We start from the raw sequence: 19990 nt of genomic DNA, 5'->3' as shown, positions 1-19990 counted from the left end.
CTCGGCCTGTGGATGGTTGACCTCGGGTACTACGATCCCTGGCGCAAGGCCGGTCCTGACCTGCACAAGAGCATCGGTCTGGTGCTGCTGGGCGTGATGGTGTTGCGGGTACTGTGGCGTTTTGTCAGCCCGCCGCCACCCACGCTGCAGAGCTACAGCCGCATGACCCGCATCGGCGCAAAGTTCGGCCACGGGTTTTTGTACCTGGCGCTGTTCGCCGTGATGATTGCCGGTTACCTGATTTCCACCGCAGACGGTGTCGGGATTCCGGTGTTTGGCCTGTTCGAAGTTCCTGCCCTGGTTTCCGGACTACCGGATCAGGCAGATACCGCCGGTGCGATTCATCTCTACCTGGCATGGGCGCTGGTAATTTTTTCCGGTCTCCATGCGTTGGCAGCATTGAAGCACCACTTTATCGATCGTGATGCGACCCTCACTCGAATGCTCGGTCGCAAAGCCTGAAGCTCAACCTCGACTCAAAGGAAAAGAAAGCATGTTGAAAAAGACTCTGGCCGCTCTGGCAATCGGTTCCGCCGTGCTGTCCGCCAACGCAATGGCCGCTGACTACACCGTCGACAAGGAAGGCCAGCACGCCTTCGTCGACTTCAAGATCAGCCACCTGGGCTACAGCTACATCACCGGTACCTTCAAGGACATCAGCGGCAAGTTCAGCTTCGATGCGGCCAAGCCTGAAGAGAGCAAGATCGAGTTCGACGTGAAGACCGCCAGTGTGTTCACCAACCACGCCGAGCGTGACAAGCACATCGCCAGCAAAGACTTCCTGGACGTAGGCAAATTCGCTGATGCCAAGTTCGTCTCCACCAGCGTCAAATCCACCGGCAAGAATGCCGATGGCAAAGACACTGCCGACGTGACCGGCGACCTGACCCTGCATGGCGTGACCAAGCCGATCGTGGTCAAGGCCACTTTCCTGGGTGAAGGCAAGGATCCATGGGGCGGCTACCGTGCCGGCTTCGAAGGCACCACCAGCATCAAGCGCTCTGATTTCGGCAAGATGATGGATCTGGGTCCGCAGTCCGACAAAGTCGACCTGTACATCTCGTTCGAAGGTGTCAAAGCGAAGTAATTTTCGCCGGATACAAAAAAACGCCCCCGGTCTTGCGACCGGGGGCGTTTTTTATTGCCCGGTGAAACTCAGCGATTGCGGGTCAGCAAGGCCGGTTTTTCGCCGCGGGGGCGGCTTGGCAATTGATCGAGCTGCTCAGGCGTCGGAAAACGGTCGATTTTCGATTCCTTGTGCATGATCTTCGGGCCACTGCTGCGCGGGTTCTGCACGGCCGGTTCGCCACGTTGCTGATCGTCACGGGCCGGACGGCGGTTGCGCGAGTTGTCGTCGCGACGACCCTGGCCATCACGCGGAGCACCATTGCGAGGACCGTTGCGTTTGCCCTGGGAGGCTCCGTTGCCCGAGCCGCTCCCGTTGCGGCCACCATTGCGGCCCTGGGACTGGCCATTGCGTGGTGCGCCCTGACCTTGACCCTGTCCACCCGGGCGACGGCCACGACCTGCGGCCGGCGTCTGTTTGGGTACGTAGTCGACTCGGTTGCCGAAGTTATCGATATCGTCGTCGAGGAATTCATCCGGTGCGCGATCGGCAGGAGGGCGTGGCGGCTGGCTCGACTGGCGCGACTCACGGGCCGGAGTGCCTTCGCGCTGCTTCTGCTGGCGGGCCGGACGCTCGCCACGCTCACTGCGCTCACCACGTTCGCCGGCCGGTTTTTCCTTGCCTTTGTCCTTGCCCTTGTCCTTGCGGCCACCACCATTCGAGCCGTCACCGCGTGGGGCACGGGCATTGCGGGAGTTGCGCATGTCCGGACGCTCGCGCACTTCCGGCTTCTCGGCCTCGATGGCGCTGGCATCGAAGCCCATCAGGTCGCCGTCGGCGATTTTCTGTTTGGTCATGCGTTCGATGCTTTTCAGCAGTTTTTCTTCGTCCGGTGCCACCAGCGAGATCGCTTCGCCCGAACGACCGGCGCGGCCGGTACGACCGATGCGGTGCACGTAGTCTTCATCGACGTTCGGCAGCTCGTAGTTGACCACATGTGGCAACTGGTCGATGTCCAGACCGCGGGCCGCGATGTCGGTGGCGACCAGGACGCGCACCTGGTTGGCCTTGAAGTCGGCCAGGGCCTTGGTGCGAGCGTTCTGGCTCTTGTTGCCATGGATTGCCACAGCCGGCAGGCCATGTTTGTCCAGGTACTCGGCCAGACGGTTGGCGCCGTGCTTGGTGCGGGTGAACACCAGCACCTGTTCCCACGCTCCGGCGGTGATCAGGTGGGCCAGCAGGGCACGCTTGTGGCTGGCCGGCAGACGGAAGACGCGTTGTTCGATGCGCTCGACCGTGGTGTTCGGCGGCGTCACTTCGATGCGTTCCGGGTTGTGCAGCAGCTTGCCGGCGAGGTCGGTGATGTCTTTGGAGAAGGTCGCCGAGAACAGCAGGTTCTGGCGTTTGGCCGGCAGGCGGGCGAGGACTTTCTTCACGTCATGGACGAAGCCCATGTCGAGCATGCGGTCGGCTTCGTCCAGCACAAGGATTTCAACGTGGGACAGGTCGATGCTGCCCTGGCCGCACAGGTCGAGCAGACGCCCCGGGCAGGCGACCAGCACGTCCACGCCACGGGACATGGCCTGGACCTGCGGGTTCATGCCGACGCCGCCGAAAATGCAGGCGCTGACGAATTTCAGGTCACGGGCGTAGATCTTGAAGCTGTCGTGAACCTGGGCCGCCAGTTCGCGGGTCGGGGTCAGGACCAGGACGCGCGGTTGGCGCGGGCCGTGGCGCTGGGATTTGTCCGGGTGACCGTTGGGGAACAGCCGTTCCAGGATCGGAAGGGCGAAACCGCCGGTTTTACCGGTACCTGTCTGTGCCGCAACCATCAGGTCGCGACCTTGCAACACGGCGGGAATGGCCCGCTGTTGCACCGGAGTAGGCTCGGTATAGCCCGCGTCTTCGATAGCGCGGACCAAAGCCTCGGAGAGACCGAGGGAAGCAAAGGACATGAGTAATCCTGTTTCAGTTAGGGCTTGGCCCAATGGGAGTCTTGCCTGGCGCGAATGGCGTTCAAGAGGACGCAATCCCGTCCGGTCCTGCTGCGGTACCGAAGGCACGTCCGGAGCGCTCGCGCGGGCTGAAAAGCTGCGCTGTAGCGGGGCGGGAGGCCTGTTACGGTTCCGGGCGTCCGGGCGTGAGCCTGGCGGGAACGCCGGAGTATAACAGAGCAATCACTGTGCGCCGCGTTCCTGCTGCTCAACGGTTTTGCCGCTGGCGGTGGCGCTGCTCAGCGGTTTGCCCGCAACCGGCGCTGCGCCGTAGCGCGTGCTCAGTTCGGCATAGGCCGGCTCGCGCTTGAAACGCTTGAGTTCGGCGCCGAAGCGCTGCACCAGCAAATCCATCCCGACATTGCGCCTTACGGCCAGGAACTGGCTCTGGCGGCTGATGACGACGGGGTTCTCGGTGATCTGGTCGCGAATATTCAGCTCGTCGAGCAAGTGCTGACCCACGCGACGATCGGTGATCAGCAGGTCGATGCGCCCACGCACCAGTTTGCCGAAATTGGCTTCGTGGGTCGGGGCCGGTTCCCGGTTGAACAGGGTCGATTCGCTGAAGTCCGGACTGTACAGATAACCCGGCGAGGTGCCGATGGTCAGACCCTTGAGGTCCTGCAGGGTACGAAACGGGTGCGGTCGCTCGTTGGCGTAAAACATCACGAATTCCACGTCCGACAACGGTTCGCTGGGGTAGAGGAGGGTGGCGTCGCGTTCGTCGCTGTGAAAGATGTCCAGCGCACCGTCCGCCTGGCCGGTTTCGAGCATCGACAGGCAGCGCTTCCAGGGCAGAAATTGCCATTCGACGTCGATTCCCAGGCGTTTGAACACGATGGCGGTGGTTTCGAAGTCCAGACCGAGCTTCTTGCCGTCGGCTTCGTACACGTACGGTGCCCAGGGTTCGGTGACGATACGCAGCTTTTCGCCTCGAGCCGCAAAGCTCAGGCAAGCAAAAACCAGCACGGCGAATAACTGCGTGATCAAAGGCATGACTTGAGATTACGACGAGAAACGCCAAAGAGCCAGAAACTGGCTGCAGAAGCTCTGTTTCGGGCCTTGAAAGCAAAAGATCGCAGTTGCGACAACCCCATGGGAACTGTCGAAACTTGCGATCTTCCGATGTTGCATGAAACGTTCAACGTGACGCGTGATGCGGTCTCAGCGCGGCAGCTTCAGATTGTTCCAGATCGCCAGGCTGGGTTCGGCCTGGTTCATGGAGTAGAAGTGCAGGCCGGGCGCACCGCCTTGCAGCAGACGTTCGCACATTTCGCTGACGACCTGTTCGCCAAAGCGCTGAATGCTTTGGCTGTCATCACCGTAGGCTTCCAGTTGCTTGCGGATCCAGCGCGGAATTTCCGCACCGCAGGCATCGGAGAAGCGGGCGAGCTTGCTGTAGTTGGTGATCGGCATGATCCCCGGAACGACCGGAATGTCCACGCCCAGCGCCTGCAAACGGTCGACGAAGTAGAAATAACTGTCGGCGTTGAAGAAGTACTGGGTGATCGCACTATCGGCGCCGGCGCGGGCCTTGCGCACGAAGTTGGCGAGATCGTCTTCGTAGTTGCGCGCCTGCGGATGCATCTCCGGGTAGGCGGCGACTTCGATGTGGAAATGATTGCCGGTTTCTTCACGAATGAATTCGACCAGTTCATTGGCGTGACGCAACTCGCCGCTGGTCATGCCCATGCCGGACGGCAGGTCGCCACGCAGGGCGACGATGCGCTTGATGCCGGCAGCCTTGTACTCGTTCAGCAGGCCGCGCAGGTCGTCCTTGCTGTCGCCGACGCACGACAGGTGCGGGGCGGCGGGGATTTTGACTTCGCTTTCCAGCTGCAGCACGGTGTTCAGCGTGCGGTCACGGGTCGAACCGCCTGCGCCATAGGTGCAGGAAAAGAAGTCGGGATTGTAGGTGGCCAGCTGACGGGCAGTGGCAAGCAGTTTTTCATGCCCGGCATCGGTCTTGGTCGGGAAAAACTCGAAGCTGTAGCGACGTTCTTGGGACATGGTCATACCCTTGGAAACTCGTAAGCCTACGGTTTGTTTCATCTGTAGGAACGTGCTTATGTGGCGAGGGAGCTTGCTCCCGCTGGAGTGCGCAACGCTCCCAAAATATTGGGGCCGCTTCGCAGCCCGGCGGGAGCAAGCTCCCTCGTCACAACAAGCCAGTCCGACAGATAAAACAGCCGGTTACTTAGTAGCGGTAAGCGTGCGGCTTGAACGGGCCTTCGACGGTCACGCCGATGTAGTCAGCCTGTTGCTTGGTCAGTTTGGTGACCACGCCACCGAAGCCGCGAACCATTTCCAGGGCCACTTCTTCGTCGAGTTTCTTCGGCAGTACTTCAACGGTCAGACGCTCGGCCTTCTGGGCTGGCGACAGGTCGGCGTACTTCTGGCCGAACAGGAAGATCTGTGCCAGAACCTGGTTGGCGAACGAACCGTCCATGATGCGGCTCGGGTGACCGGTGGCGTTGCCCAGGTTCACCAGACGGCCTTCGGCCAGCAGGATCAGGTAGTCGTCGTTCTGCGCATCGAACGCGCCAGGGCCGGTACGGTGGATCTTGTGTACCTGTGGCTTCACTTCTTCCCATGCCCAGTTCTTGCGCATGAAAGCGGTGTCGATTTCGTTGTCGAAGTGACCGATGTTGCAGACAACGGCGCGCTTCTTCAGGGCTTTGAGCATGTTTGCGTCGCAAACGTTGACGTTACCGGTGGTGGTCACGATCAGGTCGATCTTGCCCAGCAGCGCCTTGTCGATGCTCGCTTCGGTGCCGTCGTTGATACCGTCGATGAACGGCGAAACCAGTTCGAAACCGTCCATGCAGGCCTGCATGGCGCAGATCGGGTCGACTTCGGAGACCTTGACGATCATGCCTTCCTGACGCAGGGACTGGGCCGAACCCTTGCCCACGTCACCGTAACCGATGACCAGCGCCTGCTTGCCGGACAACAGGTGGTCGGTGCCGCGCTTGATGGCGTCGTTCAGGCTGTGACGGCAGCCGTACTTGTTGTCGTTCTTGGACTTGGTCACCGAGTCGTTGACGTTGATGGCCGGGATGCGCAGTTCGCCCTTGGCCAGCATGTCCAGCAGACGGTGAACGCCGGTGGTGGTTTCTTCGGTCACGCCGTGAACGCGGTCCAGAACCTGTGGGTATTTCTTGTGCAGCAGCTCGGTCAGGTCGCCGCCGTCGTCGAGGATCATGTTGGCGTCCCAAGGCTTGCCATCCTTCAGGATGGTCTGCTCCAGGCACCACTCGTACTCTTCTTCGGTTTCACCTTTCCAGGCGAAAACCGGGATGCCGGCAGCGGCGATGGACGCGGCGGCCTGATCCTGAGTCGAGAAAATGTTGCAGGACGACCAGCGCACTTCGGCACCCAGGGCAACCAGGGTTTCGATCAGCACGGCGGTCTGAATGGTCATGTGGATGCAGCCGAGGATTTTTGCGCCCTTGAGCGGCTGCTCGGAAGCGTACTTGCGGCGCAGACCCATCAGGGCCGGCATTTCCGACTCGGCGATGATGGTTTCGCGACGGCCCCAGGCAGCCAGGGACATGTCGGCAACTTTGTAATCGTTAAAATCTGCAGGCGTGATAACAGCGCTCATGAGAGCCTCCATTCGTAATGTATGCGAATGGGCGCCGTTGTGCGTTTAGTGTCCGGCCTGAGCCGGTCAACGCCCCATCCGAGCCTGACAGGTTGAACCTGCTGCAGCGCCCCTCGGACAGGTGGCGGGAAAACGGTATCAAGTGAAGGTTACCGTTTTGAAACGGGGGCGATTATAGCCGTCTGGACTGATCTTCCAAAGGGTTTCTGTCGGCCAGATGAAGATCGCCAATCGCGACCATAGTAGAAGCCTCATGGAGCATGACCGCTCAGTCTGCCAAGATGGCCCCATCATTCGGCAAGACGCTCAGGAGTGAAGATGAATTTCCACACCCGCAAGTGGGTAAAACCCGAAGACCTCAACCCCAACGGCACCCTGTTCGGCGGCAGTCTGCTGCGCTGGATCGACGAAGAGGCAGCGATCTACGCCATCGTTCAACTGGGCAACCAGCGCGTGGTGACCAAATACATTTCCGAGATCAACTTCGTCAGCGCCTCGCGCCAGGGCGACATCATCGAACTGGGCATCACTGCCACCGAGTTCGGCCGCACCTCGATCACCCTGACTTGCGAAGTGCGCAACAAGATCACCCGCAAAAGCATCCTGACCGTCGAGAAGATGGTCTTCGTCAACCTCGGCGAGGACGGCCTGCCGGCGCCGCATGGGCGGACCGAGATCAAGTACGTCAAAGACCAGTTCAAGGATGACGAACTCGTCACCAAGTGACATCGGCGAGGCCTTCTTCGCGAGCAGGCTCGCTCCCACATGAATTGCGTTGTACCTGTGGGAGCGAGCCTGCTCGCGAAAGCGATGTGGCAGGCAATGTAGATTCATCTGCCTACTGAACAGCCGGGAACCGCTGGGGTCGTAGCTGAAAGCCCACCACGGTCTCCACGCCATGACTACACCAACAGAAGGCAAGAACCCCGACCTCTCGGCCAAGGAACAACACGAAGTCGAGAAAAACCAACCGCCCCGGGCGGCGGTCTTGCATGAAATCATCCGCAAACAGGGCGATCAGGAACTGGACCGCAGCATTGCCGCGTTGTGGTGGTCGGCGCTGGCGGCCGGGCTGACCATGGGCCTGTCGCTGATGGGCATGGGGTTACTCAACTCCCGTCTGCCCGAGGGCGACGAATTCAAGGTGATCGCCAGCTTTGGCTACTGCGCAGGTTTTCTCGCGGTGATCCTGGCTCGCCAGCAGCTGTTTACTGAAAACACCCTGACCGCCGTTCTGCCGGTCATGACCAAACCGACGCTCGGCAATTTCGGGCGGCTGATCCGGCTCTGGACAGTCGTGCTGTTCGGCAACCTGTGCGGCACGATTCTGGTGGCCTACGTAATGCTGGAACTGCCGATCTTCGACAGCAAGACCGACGTCGCCTTCCTCGAAATCGGGCGCAAGGTCATGGAAAACCATGCCAGCCAGATGTTCGCCAAGGGCATCGTTTCCGGCTGGATGATCGCCACCATGGTCTGGATGATCCCGTCCATGGAAAGCGCGAAGGTGTGGATCATCATCCTTATCACCTACCTCATGGCGCTGGGCGACTTCACGCACATCGTGGTGGGCTCGGCGGAGGTATCGTATCTGGTGTTTGCCGGCGAGTTGCCGTGGCGTGATTTCTGGGCGATGTTTGCCGGGCCGACCCTGGCGGGGAACATCATCGGCGGCAGCTTCATCTTCGCCCTGATCAGCCATGCGCAGATCCGCAGCGAAAGCGGCGCACCGAAAGAGTCTGCGGATCAGGCTGAAAAGCCCGACCCGCAGCGGATCAAGAAATGATCAGTGGTGCGCAGGTTCGGCAGTGGCTGCCGGTTCATTGCGGGTGGCGTGCTTGACCAGTTTGCCAATTGTCAGACCCTGCAACAGGATCGACGACAGCACCACGATGTAGGTGATGCTCAGCAGAAGATCGCGCTCCGGACCCAGCGGCAGGGCCAGGGCCAATGCCACCGAAACCCCGCCGCGCAAGCCGCCCCAGGTCAGGATCCGGATAGTGCCGCGCGGCACCGTGCGCCAGCGGCGCAACAGGACAATGGCCGGTGCCACGGTGAGCAGGCGCGACAGCAGAATCGCCAGCGCCAGCAGGCTTGCCGCTGCCACGTGCAGCCAGTTGAACGGCAGCAGCAACAGCTCCAGGCCGATCAGCGCGAACAGCAGGGCGTTGAGCATGTCGTCGAGCAATTCCCAGAAGCCGTCCAGGTATTTGCGCGTCATGTCGTTCATCGCCAGGTTGCGCCCCAGGTTACCGATGATCAGACCGGCGACCACCATCGCAATCGGTGCCGAGACGTGCAGCTCGGTGGCCATCGCCGAGCCGCCGATCACCAACGCCAGGGTCAGCATGACTTCGATCTGGTGCTGCTCGATGCTCTTGATCATCAGGTACACCAGATAACCGATCAGGCCGCCGAACAGCACGCCGCCGATGGCTTCGTGGGCAAACAGCATAGCGGTGGCGCCGATGGTCGGGGTTTCGCCCAGTTGTGCGATGCCCAGCAACACGGTGAACACCACCACGGCGGTGCCGTCGTTGAACAGCGACTCGCCGACGATGGTGGTCTTCAACGGTTTCGAGGCATTGGCGGTCCGCAACACGCCGAGTACCGCGATTGGGTCGGTCGGGGAAATCAGCGCGCCGAACAACAGGCAGTAGAGGAAGCTCACGTGCCAGCCGAACAGGGCGAAGATGTAGTAGGCGAGGCTGCCGATCACGGCGGTGGCGATCAACACGCCGAAGGTTGCCAGCAGACCGATGGGCCAGCGATAGCTGCGCAGGTCGTTCAGGTTGACGTGCAGGGCGCCGGCGAACAGCAGGAACGACAGCATCCAGTTCATCAGCAGATCACCGAAGTCGATCTGGCCGATCAGTTGCTGCACGCGTTCTTCAAGGCCGGGATAACCGAGCAGGCTAAGGCCTTGCAGCAGCAGGGAAAACATCAGAGCGGTCACCATCACGCCGATGGTCGGAGGCAAACCGATGAAGCGGAAATTCACGAAGGTAAGCAGGGTGGTGAGGCAGATGAATGCGGCGACAAGTTCAAGCATCCGGGGTCCTTTGGATGGGAGGTGAAAAGACAGCGCGCCGGTTCGAGGGCGCAAGGGTTGGATGGGTAGACACCGGGCGGGGGCACAATTGTGTGTCCCGGGCAGGATTTTCGGGATTTTGTCTGCGCACGACCGGGTGTATCGAGGTCACTTGACGTATAAACGTCGCCTGACACATCGCGAAGCAAAGACCTGATCAAGTGGCTCAGGTTCAACAACAGGCATGAAGGAGCGGGACGTGCTGGCGACAGTTCTGGTGTTGATGGCGGCGCTGCTGCACGCCGCATGGAATACCCTGATCAAATTCAGCGCCGAGCGCCTGCTGGTGGTGGCCTGCATGGACACTGTGGCGCTGTTGTTCGTGGCGCTGGCGTTTCCTTTCATAAGCTTGCCGTCGGCAGAAATCTGGCCGTGGATCCTGGCCTCGGCGGCGTTCGAGCTGCTTTATCGCTACCTGTTGATCCAGGCCTATCGGGTCGGCGACCTGGGGTTGGTCTACCCGTTGATGCGCGGATTGTCGCCGTTGGTGGTGCTGGCGCTGACCCTGATCTTCGCCGGTGAAGTGCTGACCACCCAGCAGATCTTCGGAATCATGCTGATCCCGCTGGGCATGGCCTGCCTGCTCTGGCAGGGCGGTGGCGGGAAACATTTGCCATGGTCGATGCTGCCGGTGGTGGCGCTGATCGGGCTGTGCATCGGTTGTTACACCTACATCGATGGCCAGGCCTTGCGGCGCTGGTCGCATCCGCTGGATTACCTGGTCTGGGTCACGCTGCTCAGCGCGTGGCCGTTCCCGGTGCTGGCGTGGGTCGCCAGGCGTCCGGCGTTCAGACTGTTCTGGCGCGAACAGTGGAAGCTGGGGCTGGCGGTCGGATTTTGCGTGTTGTTCAGCTACGCTCTGGTGCTGTGGGCGATGCAACTGGGGTCGATTGCCGAGGCCGCGGCGTTGCGTGAAATCAGCGTGATCCTGGTGGTGCTGTTCGGCATGCGCTACCTGAAAGAACCTTTCGGCCGGCCACGGCTCTTAGCCTGTGGGCTGGTGCTGATCGGCATGCTGGTGATGAAGTTCTGACCCGCCAACACTCAAAAAACCGAAGAAGGACGGCGTTATGACGGTGGCTCTGTGGTGCGTTTTCATTGCGATTTTTCTGCCCTATGTGTGCACGGGCGTGGCCAAGGCTGTCGGTGGTTACCGGCTGAGTGACAATCACGATCCCCGTGACTTCCTTGAAAGCCTGAACGGTGTGGCTCGACGGGCCCATGCGGCGCAATTGAACAGTTTTGAAGTGACACCGGCCTTTGCGGCGGCGGTGATCGTCGCGCACCTGGTGGGCACGGCGGAGCTGGTGACGGTCAATGTGCTGGCAGTGCTGTTCATCACCAGCCGCCTGCTCTACATCATCTGCTATCTGGCGGACTGGGCGATTCTGCGGTCGCTGGTGTGGTTTGTCGGCATGGGGCTGATTGCTTCGTTCTTCTTTGTGTCCGTCTGATTCTTGAGCGCTGCTACTGGCCTCTTCGCGGGCAAGCCCGCTCCCACAGGGTTCTCTGGTGCACACAGGATTCGTGCTCGCTATTGATACCTGTGGGAGCTGGCTTGCCCGCGAAAGCGATAGCTCAAGCGCCGAGGCGCTTAAGGTTTGTCCTTCACCGTGTCGGCGACTTGGGGTACTTGCGGCAATGCCGCGCCTTTTGGCCAGAGCATCCAGATCTGCCCCTGCTGTTTCATGTCGCCGGCAAGTTGCCCGGCGGCATCGCCGGTGCCCCAGAACAGATCCGCACGAACCTCGCCGGCAATCGCACCGCCGGTATCCTGCGCCGCCACCGGGCGTACCAGCGTCGTGCCATCCGGGCGGGTGGTCGACAGCCATAGCAGGCTGCCCAATGGAATGACCTTGCGATCCACCGCCGCACTGTAACCGGCGGTCAGCGGCACGTTCAACGAGCCGCGCGGGCCTTCGTTGCTGTCCGGGTTGCGGGTGAAGAACACGTAACTCGGGTTGCTTCCCAGCAGTTCCGGGATACGCGACGGGTTGGCCTTGGCCCAGTTGCTGATCGCGCCCATGGTCACGTCTTCTTTCTTCAGCTCGCCCTGTTCAACCAGCCAGCGTCCGGTCGGACGGTATGGGTGACCGTTCTGGTCGGCATAGGCGATACGCAGTTGTCGGCCGTCATCGGTCTGAATCCGCCCCGAGCCCTGGATCTGCAGGAATTGCAGGTTCATCGGATCGGTCAGCCACGCCACCACTGGCGCTTTGACCCCTTTGCTCTCGATGGTCGCGGCGTCGTCGTAAGGCTTGAGTACCCGACCTTCGAGGCGTCCGCGCAGACGTTTGCCTTTCAGTTCCGGGTAAATGCTGTCCAGCGAAACAATGATCATGTCCTCCGGCACGCCATATACCGGTACGTTGGCAGTGGCGGTCTGCGTCAGGCTGCCGGGATAGACCGGTTCGTAGTAGCCGGTGATCAGGCCGTTGGGGTTGTCGTTCTCGGCACGCAGGCCAAAGACATCGAGGTTCTGTTTGAGGAAGCTGCGAATGTCGCCGGCGCTTTGCGGCACATTGGCTGCCGCAGCGCAGGTGGCGCCCCAGATCGGGTCAGCCTTGAGCCGGGTGCAGGCGCTGCGCCACGATCCGAAACCGGCCACCAGATCGTTGTCGGAAACCGCAGGCAGAGATTCCCAGGTGGCGCTGGAGTAAGTGGCCAGTGCGTGGGTTTTCGGCTTGGCACTGTCGCCGCCGGTGCAGCCGGCGAGGATCGCCAGCAGCGGCAGGGTAGCGACGAGCGGGTGACGCCAGGCCTTGAAACGGCTGTTCATGGAGAATTTCCTGTGTCGGTTGCTGCGTGCTCCATGCGCGCCAGCAACCCGTATTGTTAATAGGGCTATTGGTGTTTGGCGGTGACGCGAGGATACTGGCCGCCGAATTCCGTGACCTGAAGCCACCATGACTCTCAAAAGACTTTCTGTTGTATTGCTGGCCTGTCTGACCTTGTCCGCCTGTGGCGGTGTCGATCCCAACTCTCCGCTGGGTCAGCGCAAGGCGATCTTCAAACAGATGCTCAAAACCGGCGAAGACCTGGGCGGCATGCTGCGCGGACGCATTCCCTTCGACGGGCCGAAATTCACGGAGGGCGCGATCAAGCTCGATGCGCTGTCCCATGAACCGTGGAAGCATTTTCCTTCGGTGCGCGAAGAAGATCACACCAGCGCCAGGGACGATGTCTGGCAGCGACAGGCACGTTTCCAGGAAATGGCCCGCACTCTTGAGGCCGCCACCGGTGAGCTGGTGATCGCCAGCAAGGTCCAGCCTTACAAGGCCAGCAACCTGGGGCCGGCGGTGCAGAAGGTCGAAGATGCCTGCAGTGCCTGTCATAAAGAGTTTCGGGATCATTGATCCTGATGTGCGGTGACGGAGAAGGCTCTTTCACCGCATATGGCCTGCCGGATCACTTGTCCAGTTCGTCCAGCGCGTCCTGCAATTCCTTGCGCGATTCGGCGAGCTTGTTCTTGCGCTTGTCGATCTTCTCCGGGTCGCCTTTCTTCATGGCCTTGTCGAGGTCGGCCTGGCGCTTGCTCACTTCATGCTTGGCATCGAGCACCTTGTTTTCGCGTTCCTTCTTCAGGCCGGCATCGGTGCAGTGTTCGGTGACTTCGCGCAGGGCGGTTTCGAGGCCGGCCTGCTGGTCAGCATTGCCACGGGATTTGGCCTGTTCGATCTGATTGATGATGCCTTGCTTCTTGGCGGCACAACCGGTCAGGCCCGGGGCGTCTTCGCCTGCCATCGCGGATGCGGCCATTGCGCCGCAAAGAGTCAGGAGGGCGAGCGGTGCGAGAAATTTCATAAAAGCTCCATGTGCAAGGGCAATCGGGTCGGGGAAGCACTGCGCTGTTGGAGCGCCTCGCCGACCGTTGGGTTCCCGGCGTACCGGGATGCATGTTCAGAAACCGTCGATTCCGGCGGTGCGCAACGTTTCACTCAGGGCCAGCACCTGCGGGTCGCGGAAAAAGGCGCTCAATTGCGCCGCACGACCGGGGCCGATTCCGGGTTCTGCCTGCCATTGTTCGGTATTTCGTTGTGCCAGCGCTTGCCATGAATCAGCCAGGGTGGCCTGACCGGTTGGCGGCAGTCCGAGGGCTTTGAGCCACTGGGTGAACGGTCGCTGGCGAGCACTGTGAAAACTGTGAAGCAGGCGAGCGCTGCTGCGCTCGCCGAGGCCGGCAATCTTAGCAAGCTCTGGCTCGTCGAGGGTCAGCCAATCCAGCAGGCTGTTCAGTCGGCCTGTTTCCAGAAGTTTCTCCCACGTACCGCGGCCGACATAGGGCAGTGCCAGCCCCTGTTTGCCGCCAAGCCAGGTCAGGCGCGCGAGGAATTGACTCTCGCATCCGGGCGTCGGTTGCCAGCAGCTCAGCGGGTGAAAGTCACTGGCGAGCGGCACCTTGAGTTCGACACGCTCCGGGCTGCGCAGCACAACGCTGTCGAGCCGCGGAATGGTCATTCCGGCCAGACTGATCGCCACCTGGTCACCGGGACGAATGTCCAGTTCCTGCCAACGATTCAATGAGCTGACGCTGACTCGCCTGATCTGGCGGTCATCGAGCCTGACCGGCGCCAGTTCCAGCACGGGAGTGATACGCCCGGTGCGGCCGACCTTGAAATCGACCTTGCGCACATCGGCCAATACCTGGGCAAACGGGTATTTCCAGGCCACGGCCCAATAGGGTGAGCGTGCCCGCCAGCGTTCGGCGGAAGGACGCTGGCTCTGCCGCAGGACAATGCCGTCACTGGCGAACGGCAGTGGCGAGCGATACCAGTGATCCCGCCACTTTTGCGCGTCGGCAAGACCACCGATGGGTTGGCTGTAAGGTTGCGTCGTGGCGAAGCCCAGTGTTGTCAGCCCGGTGATTCGCTCTTTCAGGGTGTTCGGTCCCAACGGCCAGTCCCACACGAAAAGCCCGATACCCGCTGCCTGTTCGATGCTCAAGTCCTTGCGTCCCATCAGGCCGGCAACGGTCGCGCGGGCGTTGGCACTGCCGGTGCGGGCCTGGATATGGTCGTTGAGTCGCCAATAGAGTTCACCCTGCACCGACAGATCCAGAGGTTGTGTCAGCTCTCGGGGAATGGCGTTGATCTTCTGCGCCGAGGCCGTCCAGTCCTGCCCGCGAACGCCGTCACCGCGGCTGATCGCCTGTTGCAACCTCCCGGCCCGGTAGATCAGCGTGACGGCCACGCCATCGACCTTGGGCTGTGCCCAGACTTCTTTGCGGTCACGCAGCCATGCTTCGACGTTTGCTGCATCGTGAAGCTTGTCGAGGCCGGTGTGGACGACTGGATGCGCGACCGGACCTGATGCGGTGCGTAACGGCCTGGTCGGTGAAGGCAGTTTGAAGCACTGGCGCCATTCGCCGAGCCGGATGCGGGACTGGTCATAAAGTTCGTCGGCGATCAGCGAGCGGCCTTCGCGGTGATAGGCGTCGTCCCACTGATCGATCTGCTGTTGCAGGGCGGCGATTTCGCTTCGGGCCCGGTCGGCAGCCCAGTCCGGGCAATCGTCAGCGAAGGCGTCGAGGTGGATGGAGAACAGCAGGAAAATACAAAAAAGGCGCAGTGCGGCAAGCATCGTGAGCGTCCTTGCTCAGGGAGATACCTGAAGGCTAGCCCGGATTTTCCAGCGGGCCGGGTGGCTGTTTTGCCGGGTGTTTCGCGGCCATGAAAAAGCCCCGCACGGCGCGAACCGTGCGGGGCTTTTCTGTACCGCCAGGGAAGTCTTACAGGCCGGCAGCGGAACGCAGAGCGTCGGCGCGGTCGGTTTTTTCCCAGGTGAAAGTGGAGAAGGTGTCTTCGCCAACAGTCTTGGTCTGCGGAGTACGACCGAAGTGGCCGTAGGCTGCGGTGTCCTGGTACATCGGGTGCAGCAGGTCGAGCATGGTGGTGATTGCGTATGGACGCAGGTCGAACACTTCGCGGACCAGTTTGATGATCTTGTCATCGCTGATTTTGCCGGTGCCGAAGGTGTTCAGCGAGATCGAGGTAGGCTGGGCCACACCGATCGCGTAGGAAACCTGGATCTCGCAACGCTCGGCCAGGCCGGCAGCCACGATGTTCTTGGCAACGTAACGGCCTGCGTAGGCAGCCGAACGGTCAACCTTGGATGGGTCCTTGCCGGAGAACGCGCCGCCGCCGTGACGGGCCATGCCGCCGTAGCTGTCGACGATGATCTTGCGACCGGTCAGACCGCAGTCGCCTACCGGGCCGCCAATGATGAACTGGCCGGTCGGGTTGATGTGGAACTGGGTGTCCTTGCTCAGCAGTTCGGCAGGCAGTACGTGCTTGACGATCAGCTCCATCACGCCTTCGCGCAGGTCGTTGTACGACACTTCAGGGTTGTGCTGGGTCGACAGAACCACGGCGTCGATACCGACAACCTTGCCGCCTTCGTAACGGCAGGTCACTTGCGACTTGGCGTCCGGACGCAGCCATGGCAGCAGACCCGATTTGCGGGCTTCGGCCTGGCGCTGTACCAGCTGGTGCGAGAAGGTGATCGGTGCCGGCATCAGCACGTCGGTTTCGTTGCTGGCGTAGCCGAACATCAGGCCCTGGTCGCCGGCGCCCTGGTCTTCAGGCTTGGCACGGTCAACGCCCTGGTTGATGTCAGGGGACTGCTTGCCGATGATGTTCATCACGCCGCAGGTGGCGCCGTCGAAGCCGACGTCGGAGCTGGTGTAGCCGATGTCGCAGATCACGTCACGAACGATCTGCTCCAGGTCGACCCAGGCACTGGTGGTCACTTCACCGGCCACGATGGCCACGCCGGTCTTGACCAGGGTTTCCACGGCAACGCGTGCGTGCTTGTCCTGGGCGATGATGGCGTCCAGCACTGCATCGGAAATCTGGTCGGCGATTTTGTCCGGATGCCCTTCAGACACGGACTCGGAGGTGAAGAGGGAGTATTCGCTCATCTCGATGTTTTCCTGAATTTACCGATGGTGAGTGTCGCCAGCCGGCCGCTGAAAGTGGCGGACCTGGATCTGGAAACCATTACGTAAGCCTACATAGAGGCTTTCCCCGGGAACGAGTCCCGCAGCGGCGGCCCAACGGGCCAGATCGTCCTGTTCAAACCCCAACCACAGATCACCGCAGGCCTCCCTGGCCCAACTCTGGTTGTGGCTGCATAACTCTGTCACGAGCAGGCTACCGCCCGGTTGCAGCAGGCCGGCCATGTGCTTGAGCGCTTCGGCCGGCGCAGCGAAATGGTGCAACACCATGTTCAATACCACGCAATCGGCCTGAAGGCTTGTGCCATTCAATGCATCGGCCAATCGCAGGCTGACGTTAGTCAGCTTTTCACGTTCACACACCTGTCGCGCCAGTTCGAGCATCGCCGCGCTGTTGTCCAGTGCGGTTACGGTGCCGAAGCGGCGTGCCAGTTCCGGCAGGAATGCTCCATCGCCGGGGCCGACTTCGATGGCCGAGGCTGCACCATCGAAATTCAGTTTGTCGAGCAGGGCCAGCACGCTGTCGCGGTACTGCGGCAGGCCGGCAATCAAGTCCTGCTGAGCGCGGAATTTTTCTGCGACCCGGGCGAAAAAGTCCTGGCTGGCAGCGGCCCGTTGTCCGTGAACCTGGCCAATGCGCGCCTGCACATCATCCGGCAGCGCCAGATTGTCGACTTCTTCTAACAGGGCGCTGTGCAACTTGCCGCCCAGCAGCTCGGTATGGGGCAGGGCGCGGCGATAGAAAATCGCGTTGCCTTCGCGGCGGGTGGCCACCAGATCCGCCTGTGCCAGCACCTTCAGGTGGTGGCTCATGCCGGACTGACCGATACCGAAAATCTGTGCCAGCTCCAGTACGCCGAACGAATCGTTGGCCAGGGCGCGCAATACATTCAGCCGCAGCGGATCGCCGCCGGCCTTGCACAGGGCCGCCAGCTCGTCGCAATCGTCATGGCGAATGGAAGGCACACGTAAATTCATAGGGCCGCAGTCTAGTGATGGCCGAAAAACACCGCAAGGGCAATATCAAAAAGTTTTGATATTGCTCGATGGATGGCACTTCTCACGGACCGGCCAGCTCTACAAACGAACAGCGGAAAGGTTTCATCAACCGAAACCGATGTTATCCATGGGAAAAACGCCTCCGGATGACTATCTGTCATTGCCCCGAGGCGCTCGGGTGAGGGAAAATGCCCTCCTTTTTTCCGTTTCAATCCATTCACACCCAGGAGATCAGCGATGCCTAGCCGTCGTGAGCGTGCCAACGCCATTCGTGCCCTCAGCATGGATGCCGTGCAAAAAGCCAACAGCGGCCATCCCGGTGCCCCTATGGGTATGGCAGATATCGCCGAAGTGCTTTGGCGCGACTACCTCAAGCACAACCCGAGCAATCCATCGTTCGCCGACCGTGACCGCTTCGTGCTGTCCAACGGTCACGGCTCGATGTTGATCTACTCGCTGCTGCATCTGACCGGTTACGACCTGTCGATCGACGACCTGAAGCAGTTCCGTCAACTGCACAGCCGTACCCCGGGCCACCCGGAATTCGGTTACACCCCGGGCGTTGAAACCACCACCGGCCCGCTGGGTCAGGGCCTGGCCAACGCCGTGGGCTTCGCCCTGGCTGAAAAGGTACTGGGCGCACAGTTCAACCGTCCCGGCCACAACATCGTCGACCACCACACCTACGTGTTCCTGGGTGATGGCTGCATGATGGAAGGCATTTCCCACGAAGTCGCTTCCCTGGCCGGCACTTTGGGCCTGGGCAAACTGATCGCCTTCTACGATGACAACGGCATTTCCATCGACGGCGAAGTCGAAGGCTGGTTCACCGATGACACGCCGAAGCGTTTCGAGTCGTACAACTGGCAGGTGATCCGCAACGTCGACGGTCACGATCCGGAAGAGATCAAGACCGCCATCGAGACCGCTCGCAAGAGCCCGCTGCCGACCCTGATCTGCTGCAAGACCACCATCGGTTTCGGTTCGCCGAACAAGCAGGGCAAGGAAGATTGCCACGGCGCCCCGCTGGGTGACGCGGAAATCGCCCTGACCCGTCAGGCGCTGAACTGGAACCACGGTCCGTTCGAAATCCCGGCCGACATCTACGCCGAATGGGATGCCAAGGAAAAGGGCCGGGCGGTCGAAGCCGAGTGGGACCAGCGTTTCGCTGCCTACTCCGCCGCGTTCCCGACCGAAGCCAACGAACTGATCCGTCGCCTGAGCGGCGAGTTGCCGGCCGATTTCTCCGAAAAGGCCGATGCCTACATCGCCGACGTCGCGGCCAAGGGCGAAACCATTGCCAGCCGTAAAGCCAGCCAGAACACCCTGAATGCGTTCGGCCCGCTGCTGCCGGAAATGCTGGGCGGCTCGGCCGACCTGGCCGGTTCCAACCTGACCCTGTGGAAAGGTTGCAAAGGCGTCAGCGCCGAAGACGCCAGCGGCAACTACATGTACTACGGCGTGCGCGAATTCGGCATGACCGCGATCATGAACGGCGTTGCCCTGCACGGCGGTCTGGTGCCTTACGGCGCGACCTTCCTGATGTTCATGGAATACGCCCGCAACGCCGTGCGCATGTCCGCCCTGATGAAGCAGCGTGTGATTCACGTCTACACCCACGACTCCATCGGTCTGGGCGAAGACGGCCCGACGCACCAGCCGATCGAGCAACTGACCAGCCTGCGCAGCACGCCGAACCTCGATACCTGGCGTCCAGCCGATGCCGTTGAATCGGCTGTGGCGTGGAAAAACGCTCTTGAGCGCAAGGACGGCCCGTCGGCGCTGATCTTCTCCCGTCAGAACCTGCAGCACCAGACCCGTGACGCCGGCCAGATCGCCGATATCCGCCGTGGTGGCTACGTGCTGAAGGACTGCGCAGGCGAGCCTGAGCTGATCCTGATCGCCACCGGTTCGGAAGTCGGCCTGGCCGTTCAGGCCTACGACAAACTGACCGAGCAGGGCCGCAAGGTGCGCGTGGTTTCCATGCCATGCACCAGCGCGTTCGACGCTCAGGACGCCAGCTACAAGCAATCGGTCCTGCCGTTGCAGGTTGGCGCGCGTATCGCGATCGAAGCGGCCCACGCCGACTTCTGGTTCAAGTACGTGGGTCTGGAAGGTCGCGTGATCGGCATGACCACCTACGGCGAATCGGCTCCGGCTTCGGCACTGTTCGAAGAGTTCGGCTTCACCCTGGAAAACATCCTGGGTCAGGCTGAAGAGCTGCTGGAAGACTGATACAGATCAGGTGTCGTCTTGACTGACGCCATCGCGGGCAAGC

Annotated in this window: 18 protein-coding genes and 1 riboswitch; of the genes, 8 read left to right on the top strand and 10 right to left on the bottom strand. The window is 61.3% G+C overall.

What is annotated here, in order from left to right; all coding sequences use genetic code 11:
• On the top strand, positions 1 to 462 hold a 462-nt coding region (locus BBF94_RS26325), incomplete at its 5' end, for a cytochrome b (RefSeq protein WP_065261848.1).
• A gap of 31 nt (positions 463 to 493) precedes the next feature.
• Positions 494 to 1087: a YceI family protein gene (locus tag BBF94_RS26320; protein ID WP_065261846.1), complete on the top strand. Its 594-nt coding sequence runs from the start codon at positions 494 to 496 to the stop codon at positions 1085 to 1087.
• A gap of 68 nt (positions 1088 to 1155) precedes the next feature.
• Here the strand turns inward: BBF94_RS26320 and BBF94_RS26315 are convergent, their stop codons facing one another.
• The 4 genes from BBF94_RS26315 to ahcY form a co-directional block, all read right to left on the bottom strand.
• Positions 1156 to 3021 carry a DEAD/DEAH box helicase gene (locus BBF94_RS26315; protein WP_065261845.1) on the bottom strand — a complete coding sequence of 622 codons (1866 nt, stop codon included), beginning with the start codon at positions 3019 to 3021 and terminating at the stop codon, positions 1156 to 1158.
• A gap of 222 nt (positions 3022 to 3243) precedes the next feature.
• Positions 3244 to 4056 (bottom strand): substrate-binding periplasmic protein, encoded by an 813-nt coding sequence (locus BBF94_RS26310; RefSeq protein WP_065261844.1) that lies wholly within the window; start codon positions 4054 to 4056, stop codon positions 3244 to 3246.
• Positions 4057 to 4224: 168 nt separating this feature from the next.
• Positions 4225 to 5070, bottom strand: coding sequence for a methylenetetrahydrofolate reductase [NAD(P)H] (gene metF, locus BBF94_RS26305; RefSeq protein WP_065261847.1), 846 nt, complete (start codon positions 5068 to 5070; stop codon positions 4225 to 4227).
• Between the two features lie 187 nt (positions 5071 to 5257).
• A complete protein-coding gene (gene ahcY, locus BBF94_RS26300; protein WP_065261843.1) occupies positions 5258 to 6667 on the bottom strand; it encodes an adenosylhomocysteinase in 1410 nt (469 codons plus the stop codon).
• 22 nt (positions 6668 to 6689) lie between these two features.
• A riboswitch (S-adenosyl-L-homocysteine riboswitch) is annotated at positions 6690 to 6788 on the bottom strand.
• 197 nt (positions 6789 to 6985) lie between these two features.
• Here ahcY and BBF94_RS26295 point away from each other — a divergent pair.
• Both BBF94_RS26295 and BBF94_RS26290 read left to right on the top strand, forming a co-directional pair.
• Positions 6986 to 7393: an acyl-CoA thioesterase gene (locus BBF94_RS26295; RefSeq protein WP_065261842.1), complete on the top strand. Its 408-nt coding sequence runs from the start codon at positions 6986 to 6988 to the stop codon at positions 7391 to 7393.
• A gap of 172 nt (positions 7394 to 7565) precedes the next feature.
• On the top strand, positions 7566 to 8453 hold the full coding sequence (locus tag BBF94_RS26290; RefSeq protein ID WP_065261841.1) for a formate/nitrite transporter family protein: 888 nt from the start codon (positions 7566 to 7568) through the stop codon (positions 8451 to 8453).
• On the opposite strand, the gene BBF94_RS26285 is transcribed toward BBF94_RS26290, so the two are convergent.
• Positions 8454 to 9719 carry a cation:proton antiporter gene (locus tag BBF94_RS26285; RefSeq protein ID WP_065261840.1) on the bottom strand — a complete coding sequence of 422 codons (1266 nt, stop codon included), beginning with the start codon at positions 9717 to 9719 and terminating at the stop codon, positions 8454 to 8456. It lies immediately after the preceding gene.
• Between the two features lie 238 nt (positions 9720 to 9957).
• Here BBF94_RS26285 and BBF94_RS26280 point away from each other — a divergent pair, with 238 nt between their 5' ends.
• Together BBF94_RS26280 and BBF94_RS26275 are read left to right on the top strand one after the other, a co-directional pair.
• Positions 9958 to 10791 carry an EamA family transporter gene (locus tag BBF94_RS26280; RefSeq protein ID WP_065261839.1) on the top strand — a complete coding sequence of 278 codons (834 nt, stop codon included), beginning with the start codon at positions 9958 to 9960 and terminating at the stop codon, positions 10789 to 10791.
• 37 nt (positions 10792 to 10828) lie between these two features.
• Positions 10829 to 11212, top strand: coding sequence for an MAPEG family protein (locus BBF94_RS26275; RefSeq protein ID WP_065261838.1), 384 nt, complete (start codon positions 10829 to 10831; stop codon positions 11210 to 11212).
• Between the two features lie 140 nt (positions 11213 to 11352).
• On the opposite strand, the gene mltA is transcribed toward BBF94_RS26275, so the two are convergent.
• Positions 11353 to 12537 (bottom strand): murein transglycosylase A, encoded by a 1185-nt coding sequence (mltA, locus tag BBF94_RS26270; RefSeq protein WP_065261837.1) that lies wholly within the window; start codon positions 12535 to 12537, stop codon positions 11353 to 11355.
• A gap of 127 nt (positions 12538 to 12664) precedes the next feature.
• On the opposite strand from mltA, the gene BBF94_RS26265 reads away from it, so the two are divergent.
• Positions 12665 to 13114 (top strand): c-type cytochrome, encoded by a 450-nt coding sequence (locus BBF94_RS26265; RefSeq protein WP_065261836.1) that lies wholly within the window; start codon positions 12665 to 12667, stop codon positions 13112 to 13114.
• A gap of 52 nt (positions 13115 to 13166) precedes the next feature.
• On the opposite strand, the gene BBF94_RS26260 is transcribed toward BBF94_RS26265, so the two are convergent.
• The 4 genes from BBF94_RS26260 to BBF94_RS26245 all read right to left on the bottom strand — a co-directional run bounded on the left by BBF94_RS26260 (position 13167) and on the right by BBF94_RS26245 (position 17691).
• Complete coding sequence (locus tag BBF94_RS26260; protein WP_065261835.1) at positions 13167 to 13562, bottom strand: DUF1090 domain-containing protein; 396 nt, start codon at positions 13560 to 13562, stop codon at positions 13167 to 13169.
• 96 nt (positions 13563 to 13658) lie between these two features.
• On the bottom strand, positions 13659 to 15338 hold the full coding sequence (gene ligB, locus BBF94_RS26255) for an NAD-dependent DNA ligase LigB (RefSeq protein WP_065261834.1): 1680 nt from the start codon (positions 15336 to 15338) through the stop codon (positions 13659 to 13661).
• Positions 15339 to 15486: 148 nt separating this feature from the next.
• Complete coding sequence (metK, locus tag BBF94_RS26250) at positions 15487 to 16677, bottom strand: methionine adenosyltransferase (RefSeq protein ID WP_065261833.1); 1191 nt, start codon at positions 16675 to 16677, stop codon at positions 15487 to 15489.
• A gap of 18 nt (positions 16678 to 16695) precedes the next feature.
• Positions 16696 to 17691 carry an ArsR/SmtB family transcription factor gene (locus tag BBF94_RS26245; protein ID WP_065261832.1) on the bottom strand — a complete coding sequence of 332 codons (996 nt, stop codon included), beginning with the start codon at positions 17689 to 17691 and terminating at the stop codon, positions 16696 to 16698.
• Positions 17692 to 17949: 258 nt separating this feature from the next.
• On the opposite strand from BBF94_RS26245, the gene tkt reads away from it, so the two are divergent.
• Positions 17950 to 19947, top strand: coding sequence for a transketolase (tkt, locus tag BBF94_RS26240; RefSeq protein ID WP_065261831.1), 1998 nt, complete (start codon positions 17950 to 17952; stop codon positions 19945 to 19947).
• Positions 19948 to 19990: the final 43 nt, after the last annotated feature.

It is taken from the genome of Pseudomonas bananamidigenes, from assembly GCF_001679645.1.
Lineage (GTDB): Bacteria > Pseudomonadota > Gammaproteobacteria > Pseudomonadales > Pseudomonadaceae > Aquipseudomonas > Aquipseudomonas bananamidigenes.
Note: the sequence above shows the minus strand (reverse complement) of the source record. Positions and strands in the feature narration are given on the sequence as shown.